General features: G+C 63.0%; 19 protein-coding genes and 1 pseudogene. 2 read left to right on the top strand and 18 right to left on the bottom strand.

Annotated elements, in window-relative coordinates; translation table 11 throughout:
- Positions 1–94 precede the first annotated feature (94 nt).
- Entirely contained in the window at positions 95–970 is an 876-nt protein-coding gene (locus KUV72_RS05865) for an ATP-binding protein (protein WP_222237736.1), read from the top strand.
- 58 nt (positions 971–1,028) lie between these two features.
- Here the strand turns inward: KUV72_RS05865 and der are convergent, their stop codons facing one another.
- The 14 genes and pseudogenes from der to trmJ all read right to left on the bottom strand — a co-directional run.
- Positions 1,029–2,432, bottom strand: coding sequence for a ribosome biogenesis GTPase Der (gene der / locus KUV72_RS05860; protein ID WP_206941587.1), 1,404 nt, complete (start codon positions 2,430–2,432; stop codon positions 1,029–1,031).
- The gene (gene bamB / locus KUV72_RS05855; protein WP_206941585.1) at positions 2,429–3,595 is read right to left on the bottom strand and encodes an outer membrane protein assembly factor BamB; all 1,167 of its coding nucleotides are present in this window, start codon (positions 3,593–3,595) and stop codon (positions 2,429–2,431) included. The genes der and bamB overlap by 4 nt, the downstream gene beginning before the upstream one ends.
- Complete coding sequence (locus tag KUV72_RS05850; RefSeq protein WP_222237735.1) at positions 3,592–4,251, bottom strand: YfgM family protein; 660 nt, start codon at positions 4,249–4,251, stop codon at positions 3,592–3,594. The genes bamB and KUV72_RS05850 overlap by 4 nt, the downstream gene beginning before the upstream one ends.
- A gap of 27 nt (positions 4,252–4,278) precedes the next feature.
- On the bottom strand, positions 4,279–5,562 hold the full coding sequence (hisS, locus tag KUV72_RS05845; RefSeq protein WP_261315890.1) for a histidine--tRNA ligase: 1,284 nt from the start codon (positions 5,560–5,562) through the stop codon (positions 4,279–4,281).
- 81 nt (positions 5,563–5,643) lie between these two features.
- Positions 5,644–6,759 (bottom strand): flavodoxin-dependent (E)-4-hydroxy-3-methylbut-2-enyl-diphosphate synthase, encoded by a 1,116-nt coding sequence (gene ispG / locus KUV72_RS05840; RefSeq protein WP_206941579.1) that lies wholly within the window; start codon positions 6,757–6,759, stop codon positions 5,644–5,646.
- Between the two features lie 9 nt (positions 6,760–6,768).
- Entirely contained in the window at positions 6,769–7,815 is a 1,047-nt protein-coding gene (locus KUV72_RS05835) for a RodZ domain-containing protein (protein ID WP_222162593.1), read from the bottom strand.
- 31 nt (positions 7,816–7,846) lie between these two features.
- On the bottom strand, positions 7,847–8,587 hold the full coding sequence (locus tag KUV72_RS05830) for a tetratricopeptide repeat protein (RefSeq protein WP_224908534.1): 741 nt from the start codon (positions 8,585–8,587) through the stop codon (positions 7,847–7,849).
- 119 nt (positions 8,588–8,706) lie between these two features.
- Positions 8,707–9,834 (bottom strand): 23S rRNA (adenine(2503)-C(2))-methyltransferase RlmN, encoded by a 1,128-nt coding sequence (rlmN, locus tag KUV72_RS05825; RefSeq protein ID WP_206941575.1) that lies wholly within the window; start codon positions 9,832–9,834, stop codon positions 8,707–8,709.
- 97 nt (positions 9,835–9,931) lie between these two features.
- Positions 9,932–10,357, bottom strand: coding sequence for a nucleoside-diphosphate kinase (gene ndk, locus KUV72_RS05820; RefSeq protein WP_206941573.1), 426 nt, complete (start codon positions 10,355–10,357; stop codon positions 9,932–9,934).
- 207 nt (positions 10,358–10,564) lie between these two features.
- The gene (locus KUV72_RS05815) at positions 10,565–10,891 is read right to left on the bottom strand and encodes a HesB/IscA family protein (protein ID WP_206941571.1); all 327 of its coding nucleotides are present in this window, start codon (positions 10,889–10,891) and stop codon (positions 10,565–10,567) included.
- Positions 10,892–10,977: 86 nt separating this feature from the next.
- Entirely contained in the window at positions 10,978–12,138 is a 1,161-nt protein-coding gene (locus KUV72_RS05810) for an aminotransferase class V-fold PLP-dependent enzyme (protein ID WP_222237734.1), read from the bottom strand.
- A gap of 43 nt (positions 12,139–12,181) precedes the next feature.
- A complete protein-coding gene (locus KUV72_RS05805) occupies positions 12,182–12,652 on the bottom strand; it encodes a Fe-S cluster assembly transcription factor (protein WP_206941566.1) in 471 nt (156 codons plus the stop codon).
- A 187-nt stretch (positions 12,653–12,839) separates the two neighbouring features.
- A complete protein-coding gene (cysE, locus tag KUV72_RS05800; protein WP_222237733.1) occupies positions 12,840–13,802 on the bottom strand; it encodes a serine O-acetyltransferase in 963 nt (320 codons plus the stop codon).
- A 264-nt stretch (positions 13,803–14,066) separates the two neighbouring features.
- Positions 14,067–14,795 (bottom strand): annotated as a pseudogene (gene trmJ, locus KUV72_RS05795) (tRNA (cytosine(32)/uridine(32)-2'-O)-methyltransferase TrmJ); the annotation flags it as partial.
- 249 nt (positions 14,796–15,044) lie between these two features.
- Here trmJ and KUV72_RS05790 point away from each other — a divergent pair.
- The gene (locus KUV72_RS05790; protein WP_206941561.1) at positions 15,045–15,869 is read left to right on the top strand and encodes an inositol monophosphatase family protein; all 825 of its coding nucleotides are present in this window, start codon (positions 15,045–15,047) and stop codon (positions 15,867–15,869) included.
- Between the two features lie 186 nt (positions 15,870–16,055).
- Here the strand turns inward: KUV72_RS05790 and KUV72_RS05785 are convergent, their stop codons facing one another.
- From KUV72_RS05785 to secD, 4 genes are all read right to left on the bottom strand, one after another.
- Positions 16,056–16,901 carry an ABC transporter substrate-binding protein gene (locus tag KUV72_RS05785; RefSeq protein ID WP_222237731.1) on the bottom strand — a complete coding sequence of 282 codons (846 nt, stop codon included), beginning with the start codon at positions 16,899–16,901 and terminating at the stop codon, positions 16,056–16,058.
- A 112-nt stretch (positions 16,902–17,013) separates the two neighbouring features.
- On the bottom strand, positions 17,014–18,063 hold the full coding sequence (locus KUV72_RS05780; RefSeq protein WP_222162597.1) for a CNNM domain-containing protein: 1,050 nt from the start codon (positions 18,061–18,063) through the stop codon (positions 17,014–17,016).
- 247 nt (positions 18,064–18,310) lie between these two features.
- Positions 18,311–19,234 carry a protein translocase subunit SecF gene (gene secF, locus KUV72_RS05775; RefSeq protein WP_222237730.1) on the bottom strand — a complete coding sequence of 308 codons (924 nt, stop codon included), beginning with the start codon at positions 19,232–19,234 and terminating at the stop codon, positions 18,311–18,313.
- A gap of 34 nt (positions 19,235–19,268) precedes the next feature.
- A complete protein-coding gene (secD, locus tag KUV72_RS05770) occupies positions 19,269–21,119 on the bottom strand; it encodes a protein translocase subunit SecD (RefSeq protein ID WP_222162598.1) in 1,851 nt (616 codons plus the stop codon).
- Positions 21,120–21,299: the final 180 nt, after the last annotated feature.

Here is a 21,299-nt window from a genome sequence, read left to right as displayed (position 1 = left end):
AAGGGTCAACCGCAAAGGTGGTGCAACCTGGGTCTCCGCGAGGCGACACTGACCCTGACCGGCGGCTTTAACACGCGACAAGGACACTCACCCCATGGATACCCAACTAGCGCAGCGCTTGCTCAACCTTATCGAGCGTGTCGACCCCTGGCTGCCTGAGCCACCTACGCCTGTCGACTGGCGCCGTGATGTGGCGGCGCTATGGCAGCGTCATGCCCTCGGCGGCCAGCTGGTGCCAGTGCCCCCCAGGGACGCCCTCGGGCTCGATGACCTGGTGGGCGTCGAGCGACAGAAAGGCGAACTGGTGGCCAACACACGAGCGTTTCTGCAGGGGCTACCGGCCAATCACGCGTTGCTGTGGGGTTCCCGTGGCAGCGGCAAGTCTTCCATGGTCCGCGCCTTGCTGAATACCTTGTCCGACGAGGGACTGCGCTTGATCCAGGTAGACCGGCACGATCTGTCCGGGCTGCCGATACTGGTGGAGCAGCTACGGTACCAGCCCGAGCGCTTTGTGGTGTACTGCGATGATCTGTCCTTCGAAGGTTCGGATGACGCCTACAAGGCGCTGAAGAGCGTGCTGGATGGCACCCTGACAGGGCCTCCCGACAACGTGCTGATTTATGCGACCTCCAATCGCAGGCATCTGATGCCCGAGCATATGAGCGACAATCTGGAGAGCCGGCTGACCGCGGACGGGGAGGAGCTGCATCACGGTGATGCGGTGGAGGAAAAGATCTCGCTGTCCGACCGCTTCGGCCTGTGGCTGGCCTTTCATCCCTTCAATCGTGACACCTACCTGGAGACCTGCCGCCACTGGGTCTCGCGGCTAGGGCAGGCGGGCGACTGGACCGATGAGGCCGACACGGCAGCAGTTCGCTTCGCGACACTTCGCGGCGGGCGCAGTGGACGCTGTGCCTATCAGTTTGCGGTGGACTGGGTGGGTCGACACCGTCTGGCGGAACAGCCATAGAAGCAAAACGCCCGGTCACCTCACGGTGGCCGGGCGTTGGCGTGCGGCTTGAGCCGGATTACCTGCGGTTCTTGCGCGCTTCCTTGGTACGTCCCAGCTCGCGCTGCTTGGCCTTGACCTTATCCGAGGCGTCGGCCATGCGGTCGTACGGGTTCTTGCCGGAGCGAAACTCGAAACGCATGGGGGTGCCCCGGACCTTGAGCACCTTGCGGAAGGTGTTGGTCAGGTAGCGCTTGTAGGCGTCGGGCAACTTGTCGGTCTGGTTGCCGTGCACCACGATGATGGGCGGATTGCTGCCACCCTGGTGGGCCATCCGCAGCTTGATGCGGCGGCCGTGGATCATCGGCGGCTGGTGCTGCTCCACCGCGTCCTGCAGCAGGGTCGTCAAGCGGTTGGTTGACCAGTGGCTATTGGCCGAAGCGAAGGCGCGCTCCAACGAAGGATAGAGGTCACCCACCGCGGTGCCATGCAACGCCGAAATGAAATGCAGCTCTGCATAATCGGCAAAGCCTAGGCGACGCTTGATTTCGGCGCGCATCTTGTCCTTGGCTTCACTTTCCAGGCCATCCCACTTGTTGACCGCCAGCACCAGGGCGCGACCCGAGGTCAGCACATAGTCGAGAAGGTGCAGGTCCTGCTCCACCAGGCCGCTACGGGCATCCAGCACCATGATCGCGACGTGACATTCCTTGATCGCGTCGAGGGTCTTGATGATCGAGAACTTCTCGGCGATTTCGGTCACGTTCTTGCGCCGGCGTACACCGGCGGTGTCGACCAGCACGTAGGGCTTGCCCCGGCGCTCGAAGGGGATCTCGATCGCGTCTCGGGTGGTGCCCGCTTCATCGAAGACGACGACACGATCCTCGCCGAGCAGGCGATTGACCAGCGTCGACTTGCCGACGTTGGGACGACCGATCACGCCGATACGAATGCCCTTGCTGCCGGTGTCGGCGGGAATGTCCATGTCGCGCTCAGGGAACGGCGACAGCACCTCGTCGATCAGGGCCGTGACATTGCGACCATGGGCAGCCGCGATCGGGCGTGGATCGCCCAGACCGAGCTGCCAGAAGTCGGCCATGGCCGAATGCTCTTCCAGGCCGTCGGTCTTGTTGACCACCAGCCAGGTCTTCTTCTGGTTGACCCGCAGGTGGTTGGCAATGGCCTCGTCAGCGACGTTGAGGCCGGCCCGTGCGTCCACCAGGAACAGTACGATATCGGCTTCGTCGATGGCTTGCAGCGACTGCTCGGCCATCGCGGCATCGATACCTTCCTCGTCACCGCTGATACCACCGGTGTCGATGACGGTGTAGGCCTTGTTGCCGAGCATGCCGTTGCCGTACTTGCGATCCCGGGTCAGTCCCGGGAAGTCGGCGACCAGCGCATCACGCGAGCGGGTGAGGCGATTGAACAGGGTCGACTTGCCCACGTTGGGGCGGCCGACTAGAGCGATAACGGGGGTCATGGGCGGATGTCCAGAGCCTCCAGGCTTCCGTCATTGGCCAGGGCGTAGACGCGCTTGCCATCGGTGAGCGGGCGCACGCTGACGCCGGAGCCGTCGATGTGGGTGCGGCCAACCATGCGGCCACTGCTGGCGTCGATAAAGTGCACATAGCCCTCGGCATCACCGAGCACGATGCGGCCATCGGCGAAGGCCGGGGCAGTGACAGAGCGACCGTAGAGGTCTTCCTGGCGCCACAGCTCATTGCCGTTGTTGGCGTCGAAGGCCACCAGGCGGCTGGCTTCATCGACGACGTACAGGGTGTCGCCCACCAGCACCGGGGTGTGGTAACTGGACAGTGGCGTTGACCACAGGGTCTCACCGCTCTGGGCGTTGAGCGCTACCACGCGGCCGTTGAAGCTGGTGACATACAGTCGACCGTCCGGCGTCAGCACCGGTTGACCGGCCAGGTCCACCAGGCGATCGATGTCGTTCATGCCGGTCGCGACGGCGATGGTCCGTTCTGAGATCTGCTGGCCGGAGCGATTGTCGATGATCGACAGGCGGCCATTGGCGAAGCCAGCAAAGGTGACCTGGTCAATGGCGGTCGGAGTGCCGGTACTGCGCAGGGTCAAGGACGGCATATTGGCGGTGAAGACCCACTGACGGTCACCTGACAGGCGGTCCAGAGCCGTCACCGTGCCATCCACCGCCTGGACGATCAGCAGTTGCGACGTCGGTTGCGGTGCTGCCAGCACTTCGCTGGGGACCTTGGTGCGCCACTTGACGCGTCCATTGTCCTGGTCGAGTGCCACCACTTCACCATTGCGGGTAGCCAGGAAGACGTCGCCGTCTACAGCGGTGATGCCGCTGGAAATCGGAGATTCCAGCTCCACTTCCCAGCGGGTGTCGCCATTGGCGGTGTTGAACGCCTCGACCAGGCCTTCCTCATCGGCGGCGAACAGCGTCGACCCGGACAGCGCGGGCTCGATGGGATACGTCGCCTCGCCCAGGCCGGCGCCAACGCCTTCGCTCCAGCGCGTGTCCACCTGGGTCGATTCAGCGAAGTCCTTGAGTTCCTTCGGCGGATATTGTGGCTCGGACTTGCTCGCGCAACCCGCCAGCAAAGCGGCCATGGTCACGGCGGTGGCGATGGCGATCCGGGTCTTGTTGGTGCGCTGCTTCATAGTGTGGCCTCCTGGTCGCCAAGGTCATCGAGCTTGAGCGAAATGCCGTAGAGCGGTTGGCCGTTCTCGTCGGCCAGGGTCTGGGCGCTTTGCCAGGCCTTGGCGGCCTGGTCGCGTTGACCTGTCGCGTGGTAGATGTCGCCGCGGATGTTGTCGCGCTGTGCTGCAAGCGCAGCAGGAATATCGCCATCCAGCGTAGCCAGCGCCGTGTCGTGCTGGCCCTCGGCGTTCTGCAGGCGAGCCAGGCGCAGACGCGCGATACCGACCAGATAACCGTCGTCACTGCTTTCGATCAGCGACTCGAGCGCTTCCCTGGCCGCTTCCAGATCGCCGCCGTCGACCTCCAGGCGCGCCTCCATCAGCAGTGCAAGCTCGCTGTAGAGCGTGTCACCGTGGTCTTCCCGCAGCGATGCGACCAGCGACTCGGCCTGGGTCAGAGCGTTGTCGCTCAGCTCATCACGGCTGGCCAGGTCCAGCAGCTGCTGATAGCTGCTGGAAGCGGCCACGGACTGGCCCTCCTGATAGTCCTGCCAGGCATTCCAGCCGAACACGCCGGCGGCAGCCAGCACGGCGCCCGCGATCAGCGAGGTGCCGTTTTCTTTCCACCAGCGCTTGATCGCCTCAAGCTGCTCTTCTTCCGTTCTCAGCTCCGCCACGGGCGGTCTCCTTCTGAAATGGGGCTATCACTCGGACAGCAGGCGCTCTAGCGTCGTCTCGAGCGAGGCCTGCTCGACCAGCTGCTGCTCGCGGTCGTCGCGCAGGAACTTGATGGCCACCTGGCCCGTGTCACGTTCGTTTTCGCCGATCAGCAGGGCCAGTCTGGCGCCGCTGCGATCCGCTTTCTTGATCCGGCTCTTGAAGCTGCCGCCGCCACAATGCAGCTGCACGCCAAGCTCCGGCAGCTGGTCGCGCAGTGTTTCAGCGAGCGCCATGGCATCGCCATCGGTGGCGCTGTCCATGCCAAGGACGTAGACGTCCAGCGGCGCGCGGGCCTCTTCAGGGACAATATCCAGCGTCTCCAGCAACAGGATCAGGCGCTCGATTCCCATGGCGAAGCCGACCGCCGGGGTCGGCTTGCCACCAAGCTGCTCGACCAGGCCATCATAGCGGCCTCCAGCGCACACGGTGCCCTGGCTGCCCAGTGCATCGGTCGTCCACTCGAACACGGTGCGACAGTAGTAGTCGAGCCCACGCACCAGGCGCGGGTTGATCACGTAGTCGATACCTGCGGCATCAAGACGCGCGGTGAGCGCGTTGAAGTGATCGCGAGATTCCTGGTCGAGATGATCCATCAGCTGCGGCGCACCGCTGAGCATCTCGGCCATGGCCGGATTCTTCGAATCGAGAATCCGCAGCGGGTTGCTGGTCAGGCGGCGGACAGAGTCCTCGTCCAGCACCTCTCGGTGAGCGTCGAAGTAGGCCACCAGCGTGTCACGATAGGCGGCGCGGGCTTCATTGGAGCCAAGCGAGTTGAGCTCCAGGGTGACGTGCTCGAACAGTCCGAGCTGCTTCCACAGCCGCGCCGACAGCAGGATGACTTCTGCGTCGATATCAGGACCTTCCAGCCCATAGGTCTCGACGCCGACCTGATGGAACTGGCGATAGCGGCCCTTCTGAGGGCGCTCGTGGCGAAACATCGGGCCGGTGTACCAGAGGCGCTGCGTCTGGTTGTAGAGCAGACCGTGCTCCATGGCCGCGCGAACGGCGCTGGCGGTGCCCTCTGGACGCAAGGTCAGGCTGTCCCCATTGCGATCGTCGAAGGTGTACATCTCCTTCTCGACGATGTCGGTGACCTCGCCGATGGAGCGGGCAAACAGTGCGGTCTGCTCGACGATCGGGGTACGAATCTCGTTGTAGCCGTAGCGCTTCATCAGCGCCTGTACCTGGGCCTCGAAGTACTGCCACACGGGCGATGCATCCGGCAGCAGGTCGTTCATGCCACGGATGGCCTGGATCTTCTTGCTCAAAACTTGCTCCTTGGTCTCGCCGCTCTTGCTTCTCGTAGGCTGACTGTGACGTTTAGCCGGCGCCTGTTCGCCGGGACGGGGTCACAGCTGGCGAGCGATGACGTTCTGTTCGGTAGCTTCCTTCTCGGCGACCTTCTGGCGAATCAGCGCCTCGAGATCGTCGACCAGGTGGTCGTTGCGCAGCTTGCTGGCAGGCTTGCCATCGATGTAGACCAGGTTGGCGGGGGAGCCGCCAGTCAGGCCCAGGTCGACTTCCTTGGCTTCGCCGGGGCCATTGACCACACACCCGATGACCGCCACATCCAGCGGTGTCATGACGTCTTCAAGGCGTTCCTCGAGGGCGTTCATGGTGCTGATGACGTCGAAGTTCTGCCGCGAGCAGCTGGGACAGGCGATGAAGTTGATGCCCTTGGCGCGCAGGCGCAGGCTCTTCAGCATGTCGAAGCCGACCTTGATTTCCTCGACCGGGTCGGCGGCCAGGGAGACCCTGATCGTATCGCCGATGCCGTCCATCAGGAGCATGCCAAGGCCGATCGACGACTTGACGGTGCCAGACCTCAAACCGCCCGCTTCGGTGATGCCCAGGTGCAGCGGCTGCTCGATGCGAGCGGCCAGATCGCGATAGGCCGCCACCGCCATGAACACGTCTGAAGCCTTCACGCTGACCTTGAAGTCAGGGAAGTCGAGACGGTCCAGGTGATCAATGTGACGCATCGCCGATTCGACCAGAGCGGCCGGTGTCGGTTCCCCGTACTTCTTCTGCAGATCCTTTTCCAGCGAGCCGGCGTTGACGCCGATGCGAATCGGGATGCCGTTGTCACGAGCTGCCGATACCACCGCCTGGACGCGATCCTCGCGGCCGATATTGCCTGGGTTGATACGCAGGCAATCGACCCCAAGCTCAGCCACCCTCAGCGCGATGCGATAGTCGAAGTGGATGTCTGCGACCAGGGGTACCTGGGTGCCTTTCTTGATGCGACCGAAGGCCTCGGCGGCCTCCATGGTCGGCACGGATACGCGCACGATATCGGCACCGGCCTGCTCCAGCGCGCGAATCTGCGCGAGGGTGGCCTCGACGTCCAGCGTATCGGTGTTGGTCATGCTCTGGACCGAGATGGGGGCGTCGCCCCCAACCGGCACGGAGCCGACATGAATCTGGCGTGACTTGCGTCTGATGATCGGTGAGTGCGAATGCATGGCGATCAATCACTCTCCCAGGGTAAAGCGGGCGACATTGTTTCTGCCGGCGCGTTGCTGCAGGTCGACGGGTTCGCCGCCCCACGTGAGCTCGACACCGGTGGCGTTGCCGACAGTCATGCGGAAGGGCGGCTCGCCCTCCACGGTGGCTTCGGTGCCCGGTGACTGCAGGCCGACGAAGACACGGGTGTTGGTGCTGTCGAAGATTTCCGTCCAGGACTGCTCGTTGAAGGTCAGCTTGAGGATACGCCGACTGGTCGTCGCCTCGCTGGCGCTCTGCTCGTCGGCAGCGCTGGCACTGTCAGTCTCGGCGTCTTGCTCGGAGGCTTCATCCGCGCTGGCCAGGTCCTGTGCGGCGTCGTCACTGTCGGAGCTTGCTGCGTCATTGGCGGCAGCTGCCTCGGTGGCGGCCACGGTGCTCGGAGTGGCGTCGGCACTGCTCTCGGCCACTTCGGCGCTGGCTTCTTCCGCCTGCTCGTCGACCAGCCCCATCTCGCTGTCTTCCGAAGGCAGCGGCGGCAGGTTCTCGTCACTACTGGCACTGTCTTCGCTGACCGCAGCGTTGCCGTCGATGGTATCCACCGATACCGGGCCATTGTCGCTGACTTCCGGCGGTTGGCTGCCGCCACGGCTCTGCCACCACATCAGGGTCAGACCGATCAAGCCGGCGATGACGATCAGCGTCATCAGGCGGAACAGCCAGGCCCCAAGGCGCGAAGGGGGCTTGTTGATGTAGACCGGGGTCACCTTGCGTTCGACTTCTTCGTTGCCCATGCGCGTGCTGTACAGCGTCATCACACGGCCTACGTCGACGCCCAGCAGCTGGGCATAGCTGCGCAGATAGCCGCGTCGATAGGTAACGACCGGGACTTCGTCGTAATTGTCGTTCTCCAACCCTTCGATGACGGCGGGTCGGAGGTTCAGGGCTGCCCCGACTTCCTCTCGGGTCAGGCCCTGGCGCTCCCGCTCACGCAACAGCAGGGCGCCGGGTGAGTCATCTCCGGCAGACGGTTGAGACGAGAAAACCTCTGAGTCGGTGTACTGACTGTCGCTCATGGCTGAGCATCCTTCATCGTGAAAACAGTGGTCAAAGCGCGCGTGAAGGCTGGAGGGCTTCGCCCTGGACTGCCGGAGAACGATAGCCCTCGGCGTTCCCCAGGTCCGCGGCAAGCCGTCGGGCGGCGGAGTTCCATCCCGCCAGACTGACGAAGCGATCCAGCTGTGAACGGGCGCGCATAAGGTTGCCCTGTGCGTATTCCAGGTCGGCCAGAATCAGGTGGCTCGCAGCCAGCTGGTCATCGATCTGCTGTGACCGCTGTAGCGCTGCTCTTGCCTCCTCGATCTGGCCGAGATCCCACCGGCAGCGTCCCAGGTTGGCAAACAGCTGGGCCCGGTGAGCGTAGTGTATGTCGTGACTGGCTTGGTCGAGTTGATCGCAAGCCTCACGTGTTTGCCCCCGATCATACAGGAAGGCAGCGTAATTGTTGCGTGCCCGGGTAAAGTTGGGGTCCTTTTCAAGGGCATCTTGGAAAAACTGTGCGGCGAGGTGGGTCTCCCCCTGGCGTTGATGAGCCAGGGCAAGGGCCTGCAGGGTCACCGGATCCGCGGCGTCGAGCTGATAGGCCTTGTCCAGCGCCGCCAGGGCCCGAGGCAGGTTGTCCTGGCGCAGATAGGCCTCTCCCAGGTCGCGATAGGCGGTGGCGGGAGTGTGTTCGGTATCAGTGACTGGTACGGCACATCCTGACAGGGAGGCGGCGGGTAGCACGATGGCCAGGCTCATGACGACAATGCGCAGGCAGTGGGGCAGGCGGTCTGCATGGCTCATCATGGCGTTATCGTTCTCCCGCTGCATGGCCCCGCCAGAGGGGTGTCGTCGACACCCTCTTGAGGGCTGGAAAAGGCCCGAATATCAAAGCGCCGTGCCTCAACGAAGTCAAGATGACGGGATCAGTCGGCGTCGATCTGGATCGACTGGATATAACGTTCGTGACGGCGTGTACGGTCCTTGACTCGGCCCACCAGCTGACCACAGGCAGCGTCAATGTCATCGCCACGGGTCGAGCGAATCGGAGCGGTGTGGCCCAGTTCATATAACCAGCGCTGGAAACGAACGACCTGATTGCGCGAGGGCTTCTCGTACCCAGAGTGCGGGAACGGATTGAACGGGATCAGGTTGATCTTGCAGGGCAGCTCCTTCAACAGCTCGGCCAGTTCCCGAGCGTGCTCCTGCTGATCGTTGATATCCTTGATGACCGTGTATTCGATGGTCACCTGACGCGTATCGTCGCACTTGGCCAGATAGCGGTGACAGGCATCCAGCAGGGTGCGGATGTTGTACTTGCGGTTAAGCGGTACCAGCTCGTTGCGCAGCTCATCGTTGGCGGCGTGCAGCGAGATGGCCAGGCTGACGTCGAGCTCATCGCCGAGACGATCGAGCATGGGCACCACGCCAGAGGTGGACAGGGTGACCCTGCGCTTCGACAGACCATAGCCTTGATCGTCGAGCATCAGCTTCATCGCCGGCACGACGTTATCGTAATTCAGTAGCGGTTCGCCCATGCCCATCATCACCACATTGGTGACAGGGCGTTGGCTGCTGTCCTTGCGGGCGCCGTCGCTGTTGGCGGCTACCCAGACCTGACCGATGATCTCGGCGCTGGTCAGATTGCGCTGGAAGCCTTGCTTGCCGGTGGAGCAAAAGCTGCAGTCCAGTGAGCAGCCGACCTGGGAAGAGACGCACAGAGTGCGACGCTTGCCGTTGTCAGCAGGAATCAAGACGGTTTCGACATAGCTGCCGTCTTCGACCTCGACCACCCACTTACGCGTTCCGTCATTGGAGGTGCCTTCGTAGACGACCTTGGGTCCGCGTATTTCTGCGGTTTCCTCGAGGCGAGCGCGCAGCGACTTGGACAGGTTGGTCATGTCGGCAAAGTTGCTGACACCTTCGTGGTGGATCCACTTCATTACCTGGGCGGCACGAAACTTCTTCTCACCAATGGAGAGAAAGAAGGCTTCCATGTCCTCTCGGGCCATGCCAAGGAGATTGGTGCGTTCGGGGGAGGCGGTGGTGGTCATGATCGGATCAGCGAGTCGGTGGGCAGAATATGAGGGAGCGGATGCCCGGGGCATCCGCTCGCCGGTGGGGCGTCGATAGTGACAGCCCCCGACGCCCTTAGCGCGGGCAGATCTCGTCAGCGCTGAAGAAGTAGGTCACTTCGCGCTCGGCAGACTCGGCAGAGTCAGAGCCGTGGACGGCGTTGGCGTCGATGGAAGAAGCGAAGTCGGCACGGATGGTGCCAGCGTCTGCTTCCTTCGGGTTGGTGGCACCCATCAGTTCACGGTTCTTCAGGATGGCGTTATCACCTTCCAGTACTTGAACCACGACCGGGCCAGAGGTCATGAAGGACACCAGGTCGCCGAAGAAGGGGCGTTCCTTGTGCTCGGCGTAGAAGCCTTCCGCCTGTTCCTGGGACAGGTGGATCATCTTGGCGGCAACGACCTTCAGGTCAGCCTTTTCAAAACGCGTGATGATCTCGCCGATGACATTCTTGGCGACGGCGTCGGGCTTGATGATAGACAGAGTGCGCTCTGTAGCCATGAAACTCTCCAGTGGTTGAGCCCAGGACATGGGCATGGTGCCAGGTAGATGGCGTCGCGCCGCCCCGGAGACCGGGGCGCCGCGACGCGGAAAACGAAGCGATGTGGCGCCTTGCGCCGAAGAGCGCCGATTATAGCGTTCTCATGGCGTCTTGAACACAGTGTTCGTCAGCGGGTACGCGAGCCCTTGGAGGGATCGGCTCGGCGGCTAGACAGTAAAGCTTTCGCCGCAGCCACACTGGTCCTTGACGTTCGGATTGTTGAAGCGGAAGAACCGGTTCAAGCCTTCGTTGACGTAGTCGACTTCGCTGCCGTCCAGCATCTCGAGAGCGTCGGGGGCGACGTAGACCCGTGCGTCATGCTCCTCGAACAGGGCGTCCTCGGCCTGGGCTTCGTCGGCGAAGTCCAGCACGTAGCTGTAGCCGGAACAGCCACTTGGCTTGACCGCTACCCGCAGTCCGAGGCCTTGGCCTCGCTCCTCCAGAACGCGCCGGATCTGGTTGGCTGCAGCAGGGGTGATCGTCAGGTGTGCCATCTGTTTACTCCTGGGTCGGGCGCCGCCTGAAGAGGCAGCAGCCTGCGTGGTCTTGATGACCATGCCGCGAACTCGCGTGGCGGCGGTCAGGTCATGGCGCGCTGGCGCAGAGCAATCAGCGCAGTGCGCAGTGCCTGGCCAGCGCGGTCGATGTCGTCGTTACTGGTGAAGCGTCCAATGCTCAGGCGCAGGGAAGACAGCGCCAGACGTCTCGGCACGCCGATCCCTTTCAGCACATAGGAGGGCTCGACGCTGGCCGAGTTACAGGCGGAGCCCGTGGACAAGGCGATGTCACGCAGCGCCATCAACAGGGACTCGCCATCGACGCCGTCGAAACCGAGATTGAGAATATTGGGGACTGCGGTTTCCAGCTGGGTGTTCAGATGAACCCCATCCAGGTCGTCGATTCCTGCCAACAGTCGATCACGAAGCGTGGTGATACGCGCTTGGTCGCTGTCACCTTGTGCTGCTGCCAGGGCGAAGGCTTCACCCATGCCGGCAATCTGGTGGGTTGCCAGGGTGCCTGAGCGCATGCCTCTTTCGTGGCCGCCGCCGTGAATCAGCGCTTCCACCTTGAGATCTGGGCTGCGGCGCACGAAGAGGGCGCCAATCCCCTTGGGGCCGTAGGCCTTGTGGGCAGACAGAGACAACATGTCCACGGTACTGGCGGTCACGTCCAGATCGATGCGCCCGACGGCCTGGGCGGCATCGACGTGCAGCATGGCGCCGTGTGCGTGGGCCACCTCGGCGAGCGCCGCAACGTCATTGATGCTGCCCAGCTCGTTGTTGACCGCCATCAGTGACACCAGCACGGTATCGGGACGCATGGCATCGGCCAGTTGTTCCGGGGTGATGCGGCCATCGGGGGTTGGCGTCAGCCAGGTCACGTCGAAGCCTTCACGCTCCGCCGCCTTGGCGGTGTCGATGACCGCCTTGTGCTCGATGATTGAGGTCACCAGGTGGCGGCCCTTGTCGCGATTGGCCCGCAGATAGCCGGTAATGGCCAGGTTGTCGGCCTCGGTGGCGCCGCTGGTCCAGACGATCTCGCGAGGGTCGGCCTTGATCAGGTCAGCGACCTGGCGGCGGGCGTTCTCCACGGCCTGCTCGGCCAGCCAGCCGGGCATGTGGCTGCGCGACGCGGGGTTGGCGTAGGTGCCTTCGAGCGTCAGGTGCCGGCTCATGACCTCGGCGACACGGGGGTCGACGGGGGTGGTGGCGGCGTAATCAAGGTAGACGGGAGCAGTCATGGGCAATGTCATCGTTGGCGAGCGTCGAGGGCGACAGTCTAGTTTAGGGGGCTGACGTCACAATGCTGTCGCTGTGCTGGCGGCGGCGTTGGCGACCGGCGATTTCTGCCACTTCCTGGCGTTGGGCCAGTTCCCCGAGCGTCACGCCGTCGAGAAACGTCTGGATCTGCTCGGACAGTTCGAACCACAGGTGATGGGTCAGGCACGTATCGCCCTTCTGGCAATCCGACAGGCCGCCACAGCGAGTGGTGTCCACGGACTCCTTGACCGCGTCGATCACTCGGGCCACCGTAATCGCCTCAGCTGGCGCTGCCAGCAGGTAACCGCCCCCCGGGCCACGCACACTCTCCACCAGCCCGGCGCGCCGCAGTCGCGCGAAGAGCTGCTCAAGGTAGGACAGTGATATTTGTTGACGCTGGGCGATGTCGGCGAGGCAAATGGGGCCTCGTTCGGCATTGACGGCCATGTCGAGCATGGCGGTGACGGCGTAGCGTCCCTTGGTGGTCAGGCGCATGGGGTGGACCCTCGATGCCAAGTGGTGCCGGCAATCTTGACGTTATGGCGCCACCACTGAGGGGGACGCCACTGGCAATCCGTCATTATGAGAAAGACCGACCATCACGGTCAACTATTTGGCGCGTGCTGCGCTTGCGTGTCCGGGCCAGTGTGCCAACGCTCGAACGTTCGGCTGTTGCGGTACATCAACCTTCCTGCCGGTGGCGGGTGCTCTCACGGTGAGCGCTGGCGTCATCGGGGGCGGTCGTCGACAGCTGACTGTCAGCAGAGTGTTCATCGGAGTCTGGGCTGCCGGAATCGTCTGCTGCGGTGTCGCGCGGGGGAGTGGCAGTGTGGCGGCTGCCGACCACCGGCTCGCAGGCCTTGTCGACGTCCTCCAGAATCCCGGCGAAGTCCTCGTCCTTGATGCCAGGCATCTGCCCAGCACGATAGCTATGGTCGAGGCGACGTAGCGTCTGGCACATGTTGCCGATACGCTCATCCACCGCGTGCATGTGGTCGAGCATGGCTTGCATCGACTTGGCCACGGGGTCCGGCATGTCCTGGCTCATGCCGTAGGCATCAAAGCCAAACTTCTGGCACATCGCCTCGCGCCGAGCGGGGTCGACCTCCAGCGCAGGGTCACTGTCCGGGTCGGCACGCTGAACGATCTTGCCGGGGATCCCGACCACCGTGGCCCCTGCGGGGACGGCCTTGGTCACGACCGCGTTGGAGCCCACCTTGGCACCGGCCCCGACGGTGAAGGGTCCGAGAATCTTGGCCCCCGCCCCGACGATGACGCCATCCTCCAGCGTCGGGTGGCGCTTACCCTTGTTCCAGCTGGTGCCACCCAGGGTGACCCCCTGATACAACGTGACATCATCGCCCACCACCGTGGTTTCGCCGATCACCACGCCCATGCCATGGTCGATGAAAAAGCGACGACCGATGGTGGCACCGGGATGAATCTCGATGCCTGTGAACCAGCGTCCTAGCGTCGACAGCGTACGCGCGATCCACTTCAGGTTGCGCTTCCATAGTGCGTGGGAGATACGGTGGAGCAGCAGCGCGTGAAGTCCAGGGTAGTTGGTCAGGACCTCAAGAAAGTTGCGCGCCGCCGGATCCCTGGCAAATACGCTGTTGATATCTTCGCGTAGGCGTTGAAACATGCGGCGGTCCTTGGTCGGCTAAGAAGGTCATAGTGGGGACAGACGTGACGCCATTCAAGCCCAGGCGACGCAGCTGGGTGCCAGGCTGTGGCAGAGGCGTACCCGGGGTTAACGGGAGGGCGTCTGGTGATCCTCTGGTCCGGCCTCTTGGGTGTCCTGGTCAGTGCTGGCGTCCGTCATCATGTCAGCATGACGTGCAGCCGTTTCAGTCGTCGTTCTGTCAGCCTCACTCATCGTCATTCTACCGCCTAGCGCCGGCGCTCCTGCGGCTTTCTCGGTGGCACTAAGAATGCCCCGCAGTATATTGAGCTCCATACGCTCTGGCCGCGAACGCAGGGTGACGCGACGCAGTCGAGCCATCAGCTGTCTTGGCTTGGCTGGATCGTGGAAGCCGATGGCAATCAGGGTGCGCTCGAGGTGCGCGAAGTAGTGCTCCAGCTCGTCGTGGGTGGCGAGGGGCTGAAGATCCTCGTCGGGCTGTGCAGGGGTAGCGTCCTGGGCCAGCCAGCTGAGCCGGCACTCGTAGGCCAGTACCTGAACGGCCGCCGCAAGGTTGAGCGAGCTGAAATCGGGATTGGTCGGGATATGCACGTGGGCATGGCAACGCTGTAGCTCAGCATTGGACAGGCCGCTGTCCTCACGGCCGAACACCAGTGCCACGCGGGCGTCGCCGCTGGCGAGCTCTGTCGGCAGGCGCTCGCCAAGCTCCCGAGGCGTGATCATCGGCCAGGGCAAGGTGCGTGAACGAGCGCTGGCGCCAACCACCAGGCTGCAATCTGCCACCGCCTGTTCGATGGTATCGACCACCTGGGCCTGTTGGATCAGACGGTCAGCGCCGGATGCCCGAGACACACTGTCGGCGGTGATGACCTCGCAGCGAGGTGCTACCAAGGCCAGATCGGCCAGCCCCATGTTGTGCATGGCGCGGGCGGTAGCGCCAATATTGCCGGGATGGCTGGTGCCGATGAGAACGATGCGAATACGCTCGAGCATGAAAGATCCTGTTGCGACGCGGCGAGTGGGTTCGAGAGTGGGCGGGTGCGGTGTACTGGTCGAGCAAGCCATCGAGGGTGCACGTTGACGCTGCCGACGTGCCGCTGGAGACCAGCCGGTCGACCAGTTTAGCATGCTAGACACGGCAAAGTCCGTGGCATTCATGCGTGCCTTCTGCTAGGATTCGCGCCGAGTCCGTTCCCTTCGTCGACTCCGTTCTTTAACACCACCGACTCCCAAGGCCTGATCATGCATCCGATGGTCCAGTACGCCCTGCGCGCTGCCCGCAGCGCCGGCGAACAGTTTTTGCGCATTCGCGAACGTATCGAGAATGCCCACGAAGAGCACAACCTCGATCGCTTGCTCGAGGACACGGCACGCAACGCCGAATCCCTGATCACCCGTCAGCTGACCCGCGGCTACCCGCAGCACGGCGTGGTGGGTCGCTACACTCCGCATCGCGCGGGTGAGGGCGAAGGCGCTGATGTACTGTGGCGCATCGAGCCTTTCCACGGGTATTCCAACCTGAGCGTCGCTTCTCCCGAGTTTGCGCTGTCCGTGGTCTGCCTGATCAAGGGCCGAGCGGAGCATGCGGTGGTGATCTGTCCGTTCAGCGATGATGAGTACCTGGCAAGCCGTGGGCGTGGCGCCCAGCTGAATGGCAAGCGTCTGCGTGTCTCCAAGATCAAGGGAGCCGGTGGTGCACGTCTGTCCCTGAGTCTTCCGGACACCTACCTGCGGTCGCGTTTCCTGCCGACCTACCTGACTCTGGTACAGCAGCTTGGCCCGCAGGCTGAGCAGCTTCAGTCCAGCGCCTGTGGCCTTCTGGACATGGCCCGGCTGGCGGCCGGTCGCGCCGACGCAGCCTTTGTGCTTGGCGTTGAAGAGCAGGATCTCGATATCGGCTCGCTGTTGCTCAAGGAGTCTGGTGCGCTGATCGGAACCCCTGACGGTAAGCCGTCGGTAGCGGTGGAAGGCGCACTGATGGCCGCCAATCCTCGCCTGTTCAAGGCGCTGATCAAGCAGCTGGCCCCCCATGTGCAGACGGCGCCGAGCTTGGAAGATCAAGACTGAGTCGTGTGGACGGCAGTAAGAGTCAGCGCCAACGGCGTTTGACGTCTCTGCCTCAGGGCCTGTAACGCAATGCCCCCGCAGCCATGCTGCGGGGGCATTGTCGTTATAGGGCGGGTTGCCGATATGTCAGTGACGTGAAGCCAATAAGGCGAAGATCACCGGGGGTGACGAACCCGCCGCGGAGGATCAGCGCGCCAAGGCGGTCATCACTTCCTCAACCTGCAGACGAGTACTGGCCAGGCCTTGGCCGGCGAGGTACCACAGTCGCGGTGAGCCCACTGCCAGACGCGTGTCAGCGCCGATGTCCTGCTGCAGCGTGGCGAGGTCGAGACCCGCTTCCCCAATGGCGGCGCTGCGATCCACGATCCATACCAGGTCGGCGCCAGTGGCCTGTATCTGGGCCGGTGTCATGGGCAGAAAGGTGCGCTCACCGCGAGTGACCGGGATGACATCGTCTGGCAGGCTGGGGGCAGCAAGTCCCATGAGGTCGTGCACGATGGCATTGTTCTGCGCTGAGAAGTGGCCGTCGTTATGGGTCACTACCAGCACGCTGGGGGAGCCGTCGATAGTGGCCAGGCGCTGATCCAGGAAGTGGCGCAGATCCTCCAGCGCCTGGTCGCCCTCATCACTGATATGAAAACGTTCCGCCAGCTGGTCGACGCGAGTTTCCAGCTGGTCCCAGGTGGTGTCGCCGGCATTGGCCGAGCTGTAGACCGGAGCGATTTGCTCAAGGGCATCGCGCTGTGCTTCCAGGCGGCCGCTGATCAGAATCTCGTCCGGCTCAATGGCGCCAAGGGCTGCCATGTCGGCCTCCTTGAGGGTCCCGATGTCGGCATATTCCTCACTGGCAAAGGCAGACAGGTGTTCAGGCAGGGTCGACTGTGCGACGCCGGCGATGTGCTCGTCCTGGTCGAGGTTGTCGAGAATATCGAGAGTAGCGTAGTCCAGCGCGGCGACCCGTTTCGGGGCGTCGTGCGCCCAGGCTTGGGCGGTCACGCTGAGCAGGGCGGCGATGGCGAGGGGCTTGTACATGAAATCTCCATTGATAATCATTTTCAATGGAGATGTTATCGCAAATAGTGACCGAAGTGGGGTGGCATCGATGGCACGGCATGTTGCGCAACGATGAACACCCCTGGTGGCATCAGGAGGGGTTGGGGTCGACCTGCCGGTGTCTCTCAGAGTCCGCCTGACGTCGTTGGGTCCAGCGCTGCTTGGCGTACTTGCGCATATTGGTGACATCATCGGTTTCATCGACGATGTCCTGTCCAAGCACTGTCTCGAGCACGTCTTCCATGGTGATCAGTCCCACCCAGGTACCATGGTCATCGTAGACCACCGCCAGGTGCTGACGGTCTTTCAGCATCATCGTGAAGACGGTTTCGACACTGTCATCTGCCTGTACCGAAGGGGCATCCTGCATGATGTCCTTCATGCTGTGGTCTTCGTCTGCGCGGTAGGCGTCAGCCTTGTGCACATAGCCGATGGCCTGTTCGCCGCCATCCATCACCGGGAAGCGAGTGAACGGAGAGCGCACCAGCTCTTCCTCGAACTCCGCCACAGTAAGCCCTGGACGAACCGTCACGCACACGGTGCGTGGCGTCATGACCTTGCTGACCGCAATTTCGTGCAGGTTAAGGATGTTGGTGATGGTGCGGGCTTCATCCGGATCGAGGGCCTTTTCATCCAGGCCGATGCGGGCCAGCGCCTTGATTTCACCGCGCATATCGGTATCGGCAGCGTTGCCGCCAATGCGTTGGGTAATCTGCTCGGATAGCCAGATGAAGGGCTTCAGCACCAGGATCATGGTGTTGAGGATAGGAGGCAGCCAGGGGGACAGCTGGCGCCAGTAGTTGGCGCCAATCGTCTTTGGAATAATTTCCGAGAGGATCAGGATGGCCAGCGTCATGAGGGCCGAAGCGATACCCAGCCAGGCTTCACCGAAGACCACGGTCACCTGAGCGCCGACGCCGGTAGCGCCGACGGTGTGAGCGATGGTGTTGAGGGTCAGGATGGCAGCCAAGGGGCGGTCAATGTCGCGCTTCAGGGCATTCAGCTTCAGGTGCAGCCGTTCATTGGTTTCCTGCACCCGTGCAATGTAGCTCGGTGTCAGTGACAGCAGTGCTGCCTCCAGCACGGAGCACAGGAAAGACGCACCAATGGAGAGTACGGCAAAGGCGATCAGCAGGAACATGCGGCCTCATCAAGGCGAAAGGGTAGGGGCTAAGCATGAAAGGTGGTCGTCTGCAGGGCAAGCGATACCGCATATTTTCATGTTTCCTGACGTATCGCAGCCCTGTAGGGGAGCTGTTGCGGAAACACCGCAGACATGAAAAAGCCCCGCCGTGAAACACGGCGGGGCCAGCCAGAACTGCGTGAAAGAACTGCGTGAAAGAGCTATCTGGCAGGGTTGCCTGATAGAGGCTGCCAGGAAGCCACAGTCAGGGCAGCTGCTCTTCCTCGGCGTCTTCTTTCTTCTCGGGGATCAGATCGCGACGCTGGAGCTTCAGCTTGAGCAACAGTGCTGCTGCCACGTAGATCGATGAGAAGGTACCGACACCGATGCCGATCAGCAGGGCAACGGAGAAGTTGTGGATCATGTCGCCGCCCAGCCAGGCCAGGGCGATCAGCACCAGCAGGGTCGTGCCGGACGTGGCCAGGGTGCGCGCCAGGGTCTGGTTGATGGCTTCGTTGAAGATCGCCGGCATGTCGTCGATCCGCGATTTGCGAATGTTTTCGCGAATGCGGTCGTAGACCACGATGGTGTCGTTCAGCGAGTAGCCGATGACGGCCAGCACGGCGGCCAGCACGGTCAGGTCAAATTCCAGCTGGAACAGCGAGAAGGCGCCAATCACGATGATGACATCGTGGACCAGGGCCAGCAGCGCGCCGATCGCAAACTTGTACTGGAAGCGAAAGGCCACGTAGAGCATGACCACGCCAAGAGCGACGAGCATGCCAAGGCCGCTCTGGTCACGCAGCTGGTCGCCCACCTGGGCGCCGACAAATTCCGCGCGCACCAGATCCACCTGGGTACCGCCCTGGGCGAGCAGGCCAACGACCTGCTCACCCACATTGGCTTCAAAGGTCTGCTGCAGACGGATCAGCACTTCATTGGCGGCGCCGAAGGTCTGCACCGAGACGTCGTTGAAACCAGCGCCTTCCAGCGCTGCGCGCACGCTGTCCAGGGCCGGGGCGCTGACATAGCGGACTTCGACCAGGGTGCCGCCGGTAAAGTCGAGGCCCAGGGCAAGGCCCTGAACCACCAGTGATACCAGTGACACCAGGATCAGGATCGCCGACAGGCTGAAGGCGATCTTGCGCTGACCCATGAAGTCGAGTTGGAGGTTGGTGAGGCGATTCATACCCTCTCCCCGTTGTGTGCGAGTGGACATGGGCTTAGATCCATAGCTTCTTCACCGCCTTGCCGCCGTAGATCAGGTTGACCATGGCGCGGGTGACCAGCAGTGCGGTGAACATCGAGGTCAGGATGCCGAGTGACAGGGTCACGGCAAAGCCCTTGACCGGCCCGGTGCCAATGGAGAACAGGATCAGTGCCACCAGCAGCGTCGTGATGTTGGCGTCGACGATGGAGCTGAACGCGCGCTCGTAGCCGGCGTGGATGGCTTGCTGGACCGACAGTCCGTTACGCAATTCCTCGCGAATACGTTCGAAGATCAGCACGTTGGCATCGACGGCCATACCCAGGGTCAACACGATACCGGCGATACCCGGGAGCGTCAGAGTGGCGCCGAGCATCGACATGGCGGCCACCAGCATGGTCAGGTTGAGCGCCAGGGCGATGTTGGCAATGATGCCGAACACCTTGTAGCGAATCAGCATGAACAGCACGACCAGCAACAGGCCGATCTGGACCGACAGCATGCCGCGTTCGATGTTGTCGGCGCCGAGGCTCGGCCCGATGGTGCGTTCCTGGGCGAAGTAGATCGGCGCGGCCAGCGAGCCGGAGCGCAGCAGCAGGGCCAGTTCCCCGGCTTCCGTGGGGCTGTCCAGCCCGGTGATGCGGAAGCTGTTGCCCAGGGCGCTCTGGATGGTGGCCAGGCTGATGATGCCGCGCTCGGTGTACGGGTCGCGGACGGTGACCCGCTCGCCGTCTTCCATCACCGTGCGGTCGCGGGTCTTGTGCTCGATGAACACCACCGCCATGTTGCGCCCGATATTGGTGCGAGTGGCGCGGTTCATCAGTGTGCCGCCGGTGCCGTCCAGGTTGATATTGACCTGGGGGCGACCGTTTTCATCAAAACCACGGCTGGCGCTGGAGACGCTGTCGCCGGTGATGATGACGTCACGCATCAGGTCTGCACTGCGGGCCGGTTCGTTGCGGAAGGGCAGTGCCTCGGTTTCGTTGGAGGGGGTGTCGGTACGTGCCTCCAGACGGAACTCGAGGTTGGCGGTGGCGCCGACGATGCGCTTGGCCGCGGCGGTATCCTGGACGCCGGGCAGCTCAACCACGATGCGATCCGGGCCCTGGCGCTGGACCAGGGGCTCCGCCACGCCCAGCTCATTGACGCGGTTGCGTAGCGTGGTCAGGTTCTGATTGATCGCATAGTCCTGGATTTCATCGACGGCGGCATCGGTCAGGGTCATGGCCAGGGCGGCGCCGCGCTCGCGATCGACATCCTGATACTGCAGGTTGGGGAATTCCTGACGAATCAGCGTCTCGGCAGCATCGCGGTCTTCGGCGTTCATGAAGTCCAGCGAAATGGTGCGACCGTCGATCTCGGTATTGCGATAGCGAATGCGCTCGTCACGCAGGGTTTCGCGCATCGCGCTGGCATTCACTTCCAGCCGCTGGCTGACCGCGGCATCCATGTCGACTTCGAGCAGGAAGTGCACGCCGCCTCGCAGGTCGAGGCCCAGGGTCATCGGGGAGGCTGCCAGCGAGGCGAGCCAATCCGGGGTGGACTCTGCCAGGTTCAGGGCGACCACAAAATCTTCGCCGAGCTCTTGGCTGATCAGGTCGCGGGCGGGAATCTGGTCTTCGGCATCACGCAGGCGAATCAGCAGGCTGTTGGGCTCCTGCTCGACCTGCTTGATCTCGATATCGGCGTCGGCAAGCGCCTGCTCCAGGCTTCGCTGCTGAGACTCGGAAAGACTCAGGTCACCGCGATCACTGCTGATCTGTACCGCGGGATCTTCAGGAAACAGATTGGGAAGGGAGTAGACCAGGCCGACGAGAAGCACCACTAGAATCAGCAGGTACTTCCACAAAGGGTAACGATTGAGCATCGGGGCTCTGCCCTCAGGTTGCTGACAAATGAGGGAACATCGCAGGATCAAACAAGATGGGACTGCAAGGTTCCGAGGCGACGGGTGCGGCTGCCTCGCCAACGCGCGACAGCCGACCGATCGGCTCGCCCCGCGTCAGCATGGGGCATCCCCACCGACCGGATGGGATCCGGGGTGGGG

This window comes from Halomonas sp. DP4Y7-1 (assembly GCF_019800705.1).
Classification (GTDB): Bacteria; Pseudomonadota; Gammaproteobacteria; order Pseudomonadales; family Halomonadaceae; genus Halomonas; species Halomonas litopenaei_A.
This window is presented reverse-complemented; position numbering and strand designations above follow the sequence as displayed.

What these genes read in the sequence shown, in the direction of transcription:
- KUV72_RS05865 (WP_222237736.1), top strand. Translation starts at nt 95, where the DNA reads ATGGATACCCAACTAGCGCAGCGCTTGCTCAACCTTATCGAGCGTGTC.
- der (WP_206941587.1), bottom strand. Translation starts at nt 2,432, where the DNA reads ATGACCCCCGTTATCGCTCTAGTCGGCCGCCCCAACGTGGGCAAGTCG.
- bamB (WP_206941585.1), bottom strand. Translation starts at nt 3,595, where the DNA reads ATGAAGCAGCGCACCAACAAGACCCGGATCGCCATCGCCACCGCCGTG.
- ispG (WP_206941579.1), bottom strand. Translation starts at nt 6,759, where the DNA reads ATGCATTCGCACTCACCGATCATCAGACGCAAGTCACGCCAGATTCAT.
- KUV72_RS05835 (WP_222162593.1), bottom strand. Translation starts at nt 7,815, where the DNA reads ATGAGCGACAGTCAGTACACCGACTCAGAGGTTTTCTCGTCTCAACCG.
- KUV72_RS05830 (WP_224908534.1), bottom strand. Translation starts at nt 8,587, where the DNA reads ATGATGAGCCATGCAGACCGCCTGCCCCACTGCCTGCGCATTGTCGTC.
- rlmN (WP_206941575.1), bottom strand. Translation starts at nt 9,834, where the DNA reads ATGACCACCACCGCCTCCCCCGAACGCACCAATCTCCTTGGCATGGCC.
- ndk (WP_206941573.1), bottom strand. Translation starts at nt 10,357, where the DNA reads ATGGCTACAGAGCGCACTCTGTCTATCATCAAGCCCGACGCCGTCGCC.
- KUV72_RS05815 (WP_206941571.1), bottom strand. Translation starts at nt 10,891, where the DNA reads ATGGCACACCTGACGATCACCCCTGCTGCAGCCAACCAGATCCGGCGC.
- KUV72_RS05810 (WP_222237734.1), bottom strand. Translation starts at nt 12,138, where the DNA reads ATGACTGCTCCCGTCTACCTTGATTACGCCGCCACCACCCCCGTCGAC.
- KUV72_RS05805 (WP_206941566.1), bottom strand. Translation starts at nt 12,652, where the DNA reads ATGCGCCTGACCACCAAGGGACGCTACGCCGTCACCGCCATGCTCGAC.
- cysE (WP_222237733.1), bottom strand. Translation starts at nt 13,802, where the DNA reads ATGTTTCAACGCCTACGCGAAGATATCAACAGCGTATTTGCCAGGGAT.
- KUV72_RS05790 (WP_206941561.1), top strand. Translation starts at nt 15,045, where the DNA reads ATGCATCCGATGGTCCAGTACGCCCTGCGCGCTGCCCGCAGCGCCGGC.
- KUV72_RS05785 (WP_222237731.1), bottom strand. Translation starts at nt 16,901, where the DNA reads ATGTACAAGCCCCTCGCCATCGCCGCCCTGCTCAGCGTGACCGCCCAA.
- KUV72_RS05780 (WP_222162597.1), bottom strand. Translation starts at nt 18,063, where the DNA reads ATGTTCCTGCTGATCGCCTTTGCCGTACTCTCCATTGGTGCGTCTTTC.
- secF (WP_222237730.1), bottom strand. Translation starts at nt 19,234, where the DNA reads ATGAATCGCCTCACCAACCTCCAACTCGACTTCATGGGTCAGCGCAAG.
- secD (WP_222162598.1), bottom strand. Translation starts at nt 21,119, where the DNA reads ATGCTCAATCGTTACCCTTTGTGGAAGTACCTGCTGATTCTAGTGGTG.